5 protein-coding genes and 1 pseudogene are annotated in these 8,193 nt (G+C 72.2%); 4 read left to right on the top strand and 2 right to left on the bottom strand.

Annotated features, from left to right (window positions below):
- Positions 1-358 (bottom strand): annotated as a pseudogene (locus H5J33_RS15815) (hypothetical protein); the annotation flags it as partial.
- On the bottom strand, positions 315-977 hold the full coding sequence (locus tag H5J33_RS15810; protein WP_181795544.1) for a YqjF family protein: 663 nt from the start codon (positions 975-977) through the stop codon (positions 315-317). The gene H5J33_RS15810 and the pseudogene H5J33_RS15815, both read right to left, overlap by 44 nt.
- A gap of 308 nt (positions 978-1,285) precedes the next feature.
- Between H5J33_RS15810 and H5J33_RS15805 the strand changes: the two genes are divergently transcribed.
- The 4 genes from H5J33_RS15805 to H5J33_RS15790 all read left to right on the top strand — a co-directional run.
- Entirely contained in the window at positions 1,286-2,485 is a 1,200-nt protein-coding gene (locus H5J33_RS15805) for a hypothetical protein (RefSeq protein ID WP_181795543.1), read from the top strand.
- A gap of 10 nt (positions 2,486-2,495) precedes the next feature.
- Positions 2,496-3,089: a hemerythrin domain-containing protein gene (locus H5J33_RS15800; protein WP_181795542.1), complete on the top strand. Its 594-nt coding sequence runs from the start codon at positions 2,496-2,498 to the stop codon at positions 3,087-3,089.
- Between the two features lie 272 nt (positions 3,090-3,361).
- A complete protein-coding gene (locus tag H5J33_RS15795) occupies positions 3,362-5,950 on the top strand; it encodes a Pls/PosA family non-ribosomal peptide synthetase (protein ID WP_181795541.1) in 2,589 nt (862 codons plus the stop codon).
- A 12-nt stretch (positions 5,951-5,962) separates the two neighbouring features.
- On the top strand, positions 5,963-8,193 hold a 2,231-nt coding region (locus H5J33_RS15790), incomplete at its 3' end, for an amino acid adenylation domain-containing protein (RefSeq protein ID WP_181795540.1).

Genomic DNA, 8,193 nt, shown 5'->3' with positions numbered 1-8,193 from the left:
GCCGCCCGGTGACGAAGCGCAGCCGGAGCGGCCCCGCGGTGACGGTCCAGGCGCCGTCCGCCACACCGACCCGCACCGGCACGACGCGCACGGTGTCGAAGACGTAGGTGCCGTCGATGAAGTCCGCCGTCTCCCGGGTGGGCGCGAGCAGCAGCCGTTCGCCGTCCGGGTGCTCCAGCATCACGTCGCTGAACGGGCCGAACGGCGACCGCTGCCAGTGGCCGAGCACGATCCGGGTGCCGGAGGCCGTGCCCAGGCCCGCGATCCAGCCCTCGAAGCGGAGCGTTCGCCTGCGCGGGGGTGCTCCCCCGGGCTCACGGGGTCCGCGAGCAGGGCACCGAGACGCCCATCCGCACATGCCTGACTCCGTCCGAGAAGTGCGTGACGGGCTCGCCGGCGGGGGCCGGCAGACCCGCCTCGGCGGTCAGGGTCTCCTCCAGTTCCTCGACGGTGGCGCCGGCCAGCGGCCAGGGCTCGTGTTCCACGGGCGTCTCCCACAGCAGGCCGAGCCGACGGGTGTACGCACGCCAGCGCGAGGTCGGCCAGACGTCCCGCCCGGTGGGCCGCTCGATGGGGGCGCCGGGGCGGACGGCCAGCCGGCAGGAGGGGCGGCCCGTCCGTCCGCGGCCCGTGTAGCGGACGCTCTCCCCGCTCCGGGTGACCTCCAGGGCGCCGGGGCGGTACGGCGCGCCGATCGCGCGCGCTCCCGGCATGAGCGGGCAGGCGACCTCCAGGGAGAGGAACCACAGCCCGTCCCGGCCGTTCGGGTGCCGGACGTAGGTCCGCAGGTTGGTCTCCGCGAAGGTGGGGAGCCCGGGCAGCCGGGCCGGTACCCCGGCCGGGCGCACGTCCGCCATCACGAACGGGGTGAACCCGACCCAGGCGCCGCCCTCGTACTCCTCCACCTCCAAGGGCTCCGGCACCAGCGCCCGCACCGCCTCCACGGGATACGCCCAGTGCACGAACGTCTGCGTCATCCAGCCCGCCCTCAACGCGGGCCGCCGCACCCGGTGTTCCGCTCCATACGCCGCCACGCGGCACGGGTCCCCTCGCCGGCGCGGCGGAAACGGCGACGGGGCACACGGGCCGGGCGCGGCGCGGGTCCCGGGCCGGGGCGAACAGCCCAGTGCGTCGCACGAAGGGAGGAAGCCCGCGGCCGTCCGGGCGTGGGCGGTGGCCGGGCGGGTGGCCTGGCCGAAACATGAGCGCGGTCCCCCGGCGCCCGCACGCGGTGCGGCGGCGGGGGCCGCCTCACCACCCCCGAATCGTCACAGGAGTGGCCTCCATGCCCTTCAACCCCCTGGAGCAGCGGGGCATCCCGCTGGACCGTCAGCTGCGCAACTGGCGCGAGCTCGACGTGCAGCCGATCGATCCCGACCACTGTGACCCGTACACCCGGTGCCGCGTCATCACCATGAACGGCATCGAGGTGGAGGCGATCCTCTTCAGCCACAGGCTCGCCCGCAACACCCTCGACCCGGAGGTGAAGCGGCAGCTGGCCCGGACCCGCTACATCGAGGCCCAGCAGCAGAAGGCCGTCAACTGGCTGCTGCCCGGGGTGTCCTCGGTGCTGGAGACGACCATCGCCTACGAGCAGGTCGCGGTGGACCTGACGGCGTGGGTGGCGCGGATGGAGCCGGACCCCTGTCTGAAGCAGGCGTACGAGTTCGGGGTCCTGGAGGACTTCGACCACCTGTACCGGTACGCCAACCTGTACGAGATGATCGAGCACCGCAAGGCCGAGTCGATCGTCGACGGCCTCACCGAGGTCATGCCGGGCCGGCCCACGAGGTTCCACCACCGCGACCCGTACGACAACGTCCGCGACCCCTACGACAGGGCGGCCACGAGCCCGCTGTCGAAGCTGCACGCGCTGACGGTCATGTCCGCGGAGCAGCAGACCATGAACTTCTACATGAACACCGGCCCCACCTGCATGGAGCCGATCGCGCGGCAGCTCTACCAGGAGATCGCGCTGATCGAGGAGGAGCACGTCACCCACTACGAGTCCCTGGTGGACCCCGGGGAGACCTGGTGGGAGCAGCTGGTCAACCACGAGTACAACGAGTGCTACCTCTACCACTCCTTCATGGAGCAGGAGAGCGATCCCAAGGTCAAGGCGATCTGGGAGCTGCACCTGAACATGGAGCTGGAGCACCTGCACACGGCCTGCGACCTGATGCGCCGCTACGACGGCCGCGAGCCGCAGGAGATCCTCGCGCCCGAGCTACCGCCCGCGCTCACCTTCGAGCCGAACAAGCAGTACCTGCGGCACCTGCTCGACACCCAGATGGACCTGACCACGCTCGGCGCCGGTTATGTGCGCGAGGCGCACGAGCGGTTCGAGAGGATGCAGGAGCGGATCAACGGCGGCGAGGAGCCGCCGAGCGCGCGGGTCATGGCGGAGCACGACCGGATGTTCGGCCGCGAGTACCGCGTCGAGTCCGAGGGCGAGCACGCCGACCCCCGTATGCGCGAGAGGTGAGGGAGCCGACATGTCCGAGCCGCACACTCCGCAGGCCGGTGACGACGGGGCGAAGGACACGGACGTGGTGGCGCTGCTGATGCGCCAGCACGGTGACATCCGCAACCTCTTCGACGAGGTGGAGGCCGCGACCGGGGACGAACGGCGCGACGCGTTCCGGCGGCTGGTGCGGCTGCTGGCCGTGCACGAGACCGCCGAGGAGGAGGTCGTCCATCCCTTCGCCCGGCGCGCCGTGCCCGGCGGCGGGGACGTCGTCCGGGACCGGCTCGCGGAGGAGCGGGCCGCCAAGGAGGCGCTGGCCGCACTGGACGGGACGGACACCGACGACCCGGAGTTCCTGCCGCGTCTGACGCGGCTGCGCACGGACGTCCAGGAGCACGCCCGGGCCGAGGAACGCTACGAGTTCACGCACATCCGGCGCAGCACCGACGTCACCGGCCTCGCCGCCATGGCCAAGGCCGTCAAGGCCGCCGAGGCGATGGCCCCAACGCATCCGCACCCCGGTGTGGAGTCCGGCGCGGCGAACGCGGCGCTCGGGCCGGTGGCCGCGCTGATGGACCGCACCAAGGACCTGGTGCGCAGGACCATGGGCAAGGACGGCTGACGGCCGTCCCGCCCGGGTGCGCGGTCCGGGGCCGGTCCCGCCGGGGCCGGCCCCGGTCGTCGTTACTGCGTCCGGGGCCCGCCGATCGGGTGAAGCGTGGGGCGTGGGAGGCATGAGGGGCCCGGGTGCGCGGTTCCGGGGCCGATTTCCGGGGGCGTGGCGGTCTTCGTTGAGTGGCAGGGTGCCGTCCGGCTCGCCAGACTGAAAACGGCGGTTCGTGATCGAAAGGGATCCGGACGGCAAAGGCCATCCATACGTCCTCAGGAGATCGAATGGTGGAGCAGTCCTCCGAGGTCCCCATATCCGGGCCGGACGAAACCGCCGTCACCATGAGCGACACCGGACCGGCCAGGGCGGAGACCGAGCGGAAACTCGCGGCGGCACTGGCCGAACTCGTGGAGGCCGACCACGTTCCGGCCGACAGCCACTTCTTCACCGATCTGGGTGCCAATTCCCTGGTCATGGCCCAGTTCTGCGCACGGCTGCGGAAAATACCGGACCTGCCCTCCCCGTCCATCCGGGACATCTACCGGCACCCCACGATCCGCGGCCTGGCCGAGGCCCTCGCCCCGGCCTCGCCCGACGGCGACACCCCGGCGGCCCCCGCGCCCGCGGCGCAAGCGGCGCCGGCACCGGTCGCGGCGACCCGGGTGAACCCGCTCCACCACCGGTTGTGCGGGGCGTTCCAGCTGCTGGTGTTCCTGGTCTACTCCCTCGTCTACGGATACATAACCGCCCGCGGATACGAGTGGATATCCGAGGCTTCCGGACCGGGCGGCGTCTATCTGCGCGCCCTGGTGTCCGGGGGCATCGCGTTCGTCGCGCTGTGCGCCTTTCCGGTCCTCGCGAAATGGATTCTCGTCGGCCGGTGGAAACCGGGCGAGTTTCCCCTCTGGGGGCTGGCGTACGCGCGCTTCTGGTTCGTGAAGGTGCTGCTGCACGCGAATCCGATGGTGTTCCTCGTCGGCACCCCGCTGTATGTGTTCTATCTGCGGGCCCTCGGCGCGCGGATCGGAAAAGGCGTCACGATCCTCTCCCGCTCGGTCCCGGTCTGCACCGACCTGCTGACCATCGGTGCCGGGACGCTGATCCGCAAGGAGTCCTTCTTCCTGGGCTACCGGGCGTACGCCGGCCGGATCCAGACCGGCCGGGTCACGATCGGCCGGGACGCCTTCGTCGGTGAGAAGACCGTCCTGGACATCGACACCTCGCTGGGCGACGGCGCCCAGCTGGGCCACTCCTCCGCGCTGCACCGCGGCCAGGCGGTCCCGGACGGCGAGCGCTGGCACGGCTCCCCGGCGGAGCCCACCGACGTGGACCACATACGGGTGCCGCCCGCCCGGTGCGGCACCCTGCGCCGGGCCTGGTTCGGCACCGTCACGCTGCTGCAACTGCTGTTCGTCTACATCCCGGTCACCCTCGGCGGGGTGTACATGGTGTTCACCGGGATACCGGCCATCGGCAAGCGGCTCGACCCGCAGACGGCCGTGCTCAGCCGGTCCGAGCTGATCCCCGACGCGCTGGCCGTCTCCCTCGTGCTGTTCTTCGGCCTCGTCGGCGCGGGGCTGGTCGCCCTGTACGCGGTGCCGCGGCTGCTGGGCCTGCTGGTCCGGCCCGACCGGGTCTATCCGCTGTACGGAGTGCACTACACGCTGCACCGGGTGGCGGCCCGCATCACGAACGTCAAGTTCTTCGCCTGGCTGTTCGGCGACAGCTCGTACATCGTGTACTACCTCCGCAGACTCGGCTACGACCTGTCACGTATCGAGCAGACCGGGTCCAACTTCGGCACCGAGGTGCAGCACGAGACGCCGTTCCTGGTCACCGTGGGCACCGGGACGATGGTGGCCGACGGGCTGTCGGTGGTGAACGCCGAGTACTCGGGTACGTCCTTCCGGCTGTCACGGGTGACGATCGGGGCGCACAACTTCCTGGGCAACAACATCGCCTATCCGGCGGGCGGGCGGACCGGTGAGAACTGTCTGCTCGCGACCAAGGTGCTGGTGCCGCTGGACGGCGAGGTGCGCACGAACGTCGGGCTGCTCGGCTCGCCGCCGTTCGAGATCCCCCGCTCGGTGGACCGCGACGCCCGGTTCGACCATCTGCGCACGGGCGAGGAACTGCGCCGCCACCTGGCCGCGAAGAACCGCTACAACCTGCTGTCGATGACGCTGATGCTGTTCGCGCGCTGGCTGCACGTGTTCCTGCTGACGCTGCTGGCCCTGGTCTCGGTCGACCTGTACGGCGCGGCCGGCCATGTGGTGATCGCCCTGTACCTGGCGCTGACACTGCTGCTGTCCACCGCCTACTACGTGCTGGTGGAACGCTGCATGACCGGGTTCCGGGCGCTGCGGCCCCAGTTGTGCTCCATCTACGACCGGAACTTCTGGCTGCACGAGCGCCTGTGGAAGATCCCGGTGCAGTACCTGAACATCTTCAACGGCACCCCCTACAAGAGCCTCGTGTGGCGGCTGCTGGGGGTGCGCATGGGCAGGCGGGTGTTCGACGACGGCTGCTTCATGACCGAGCGGACCCTCGCCGCCGTCGGCGACGAGTGCACCCTCAACGCCGGCAGCAAGATCCAGTGCCACTCGCAGGAGGACGGCACCTTCAAGTCCGACGGCATCACGCTCGGCGCCCGCTGCACGCTGGGCGTCGCCGCCCATGTGCACTACGGCGTGACCATGGGCGAGGGCTCGGTGCTGGCCCCCGACTCCTTCCTGATGAAGGGCGAGGAGGTCCCCCCGAACGCCCACTGGGGCGGCAACCCGGCCGTGGACATGCCGGAGGCCGGCGGCGGGGTCCTCCCGCCGGACCTGGCCGAGAAGAAGACCGACGCCGCCGCTGCCGCCACCAGGTGAGGAAGGCCATCGATGGAAACGCGCGTGGAAGCCGACCGGGACTACTGGAGCCGTGTGCTGACCGCCGGCGGCGCGACCGTGGTGCCGCGCTGGGTGCCGGAGCCGGTGCCGGGTGTGCTGGAGCAGGAGACGGCGGTCCCGGAGGAGGTGACGGCCGCGGTGCGCGCCCTGGTGCGGCGCTCCGGGCTCCCGCTGAGCGCGGTGCTGCTGGCGGCGCACGCCAAGGTGCTGGCCGCGCTGTCCGGTGAGCCGGAGGTGGTGACGGGGTACACCGCCGGGGTGCGCGGCGAGCCGCTGCCGTGCCGGCTGACCGTCCCGCCGGGGTCCTGGCGGGCGCTGGTGACGGCAGCCGAGCGCGCCGAGGCCGAGCTGCTGGCGCACCGCGAGTTCCCGGTGGCCGGGCTGCGCCGCGAGCTGGGCCTGACCGAGCCGCCGTACGAGGTGGTGTTCGGTCCCGAGGGCCCCGAAGGCACCGAAGGCCCCGAGGGTGCGCGGGGTGCCGGTGCCGGCGGGCCGGGCGCCGACGAGGGTGTGCTGCACGTCCGCTGGTACGACCGGGGCGGCGGGCTGGCCCTGCGCCTGCGGTACCGCACCGACGTACTGGACGCCGGTGCCGCCGCCCGGATCGGCGGCTACCACCTGAAGGCCCTCGCCCTGCTGGCCGCCGCCCCGGACGCCGACCACGGCCAGCAGAGCCTGCTCTCGGCCGAGGAGGTGCGCGAGCAGCTCCAGGGGCTGGCGGGACCGCGCCGGGAGCTGCCGGACGCCCGCGCGCACGAGCTGTTCGAGCGGCGGGCGCGGGAGCACCCGGACCGGGTGGCCGCCGTGCACGGCGAGCGGACGTGGACGTACGGGGAGCTGAACGCGCGCGCCAACCGGCTGGCGCACGCCCTGCTGGAGCGCGGGCTGGGCCCGGAGGACGTGGTCGCGGTCGTCACCGAGCGCGATCTGGACTGGCTGGCTGCGACGCTGGCGGTGTTCAAGGCGGGCGGTGTCTATCTGCCCGTCGAGCCGCACTTCCCGGCGGGCCGGATCGCGGCCATGCTGACCCGGGCGGAGTGCCGGCTGGTGCTCACCGGGTCCGGCGGCACCGAGCACCTCGACGAGGCGCTGGCGGCCGTACCGGGGGCCGTGAGGCTGCCGGTGGAGACGGCGTATTCCGAGCCGCACCCCGACACCGACCCCGGGCTGCCGATCGAGCCCGGCCGGCTGGCGTACATCTACTTCACCTCCGGCTCCACGGGGGAGCCGAAGGGGGCGATGTGCGAACACGCGGGCCTGCTCAACCACCTGTACGCCAAGATCGGCGACCTGGGGATCGGCGAGGGGTCGGTGGTGGCGCAGACGGCGCCGCAGTGCTTCGACATCTCGCTGTGGCAGCTGCTGTCCGCGCTGCTGACCGGCGGACGGACCCTGCTGGTCGGCCAGGACGTGATCACGGACGTGGAGCGGTTCGTGGACACGCTGGTGCGCGGCCGGGTCGCCGTGGCCCAGCTCGTGCCCTCCTACCTGGAGGTCGTGGTCTCGTACCTGGAACAGCGTCCGCGCGCGCTGCCGGACCTGCGGTGCGTGTCGGTGACCGGGGAGGCGCTGAAGCGGGAGCTGACCCAGCGCTGGTTCGCGCTCCAGCCGGGGATCCGGCTGCTCAACGCCTACGGGCTGACCGAGACCTCGGACGACACCAACCACGAGGTGCTGGACGGCGTGCCGGACCGGGTGCTGCTGGGCCGCGCGGTGCACAACGTCCGCGTGTACGTCGTCGACGAGCACCTGTCGCTGGTGCCGCTGGGCGCCCCGGGGCTGATCGCGTTCTCCGGCGTGTGCGTGGGCCGGGGCTACGTGAACGATCCCGAGCGGACCCGGGAGGCGTACCGGACGGACCCGTACCACCCCGGTGAGCGGCTGTATCTGGGCGGTGACCTGGGCCGCTGGCATCCGGGCGGCAAGCTGGAGTTCCTCGGCCGCCGGGACAACCAGGTCAAGATCCGCGGCTTCCGCATCGAGATCGGCGAGATCGAGAACACGCTGCTGCGGGTGGCCGGGGTGCGCGACGGCGCGGTGGTCGTCGCCGAGCGGGGCGGCGGCAACAAGCATCTGATCGCCTTCCACACCGGCCGGCGGATCCCGCCCGGGACGCTGCGCGAGCGGCTCGCGGCGGCGCTGCCCTCCTACATGGTGCCCTCGGCCTTCCACTGGCGGGAGAGCCTCCCGCTGACCGCCAACGGCAAGACCGACCGCAAGGC

The sequence above is a fragment of the Streptomyces sp. WELS2 genome (genome assembly GCF_013870595.1).
GTDB lineage: Bacteria > Actinomycetota > Actinomycetes > Streptomycetales > Streptomycetaceae > Streptomyces.
Note: the sequence above shows the minus strand (reverse complement) of the source record. Positions and strands in the feature narration are given on the sequence as shown.

What these genes read in the sequence shown, in the direction of transcription:
- H5J33_RS15810 (WP_181795544.1), bottom strand. Translation starts at nt 977, where the DNA reads ATGACGCAGACGTTCGTGCACTGGGCGTATCCCGTGGAGGCGGTGCGG.
- H5J33_RS15805 (WP_181795543.1), top strand. Translation starts at nt 1,286, where the DNA reads ATGCCCTTCAACCCCCTGGAGCAGCGGGGCATCCCGCTGGACCGTCAG.
- H5J33_RS15800 (WP_181795542.1), top strand. Translation starts at nt 2,496, where the DNA reads ATGTCCGAGCCGCACACTCCGCAGGCCGGTGACGACGGGGCGAAGGAC.
- H5J33_RS15795 (WP_181795541.1), top strand. Translation starts at nt 3,362, where the DNA reads ATGGTGGAGCAGTCCTCCGAGGTCCCCATATCCGGGCCGGACGAAACC.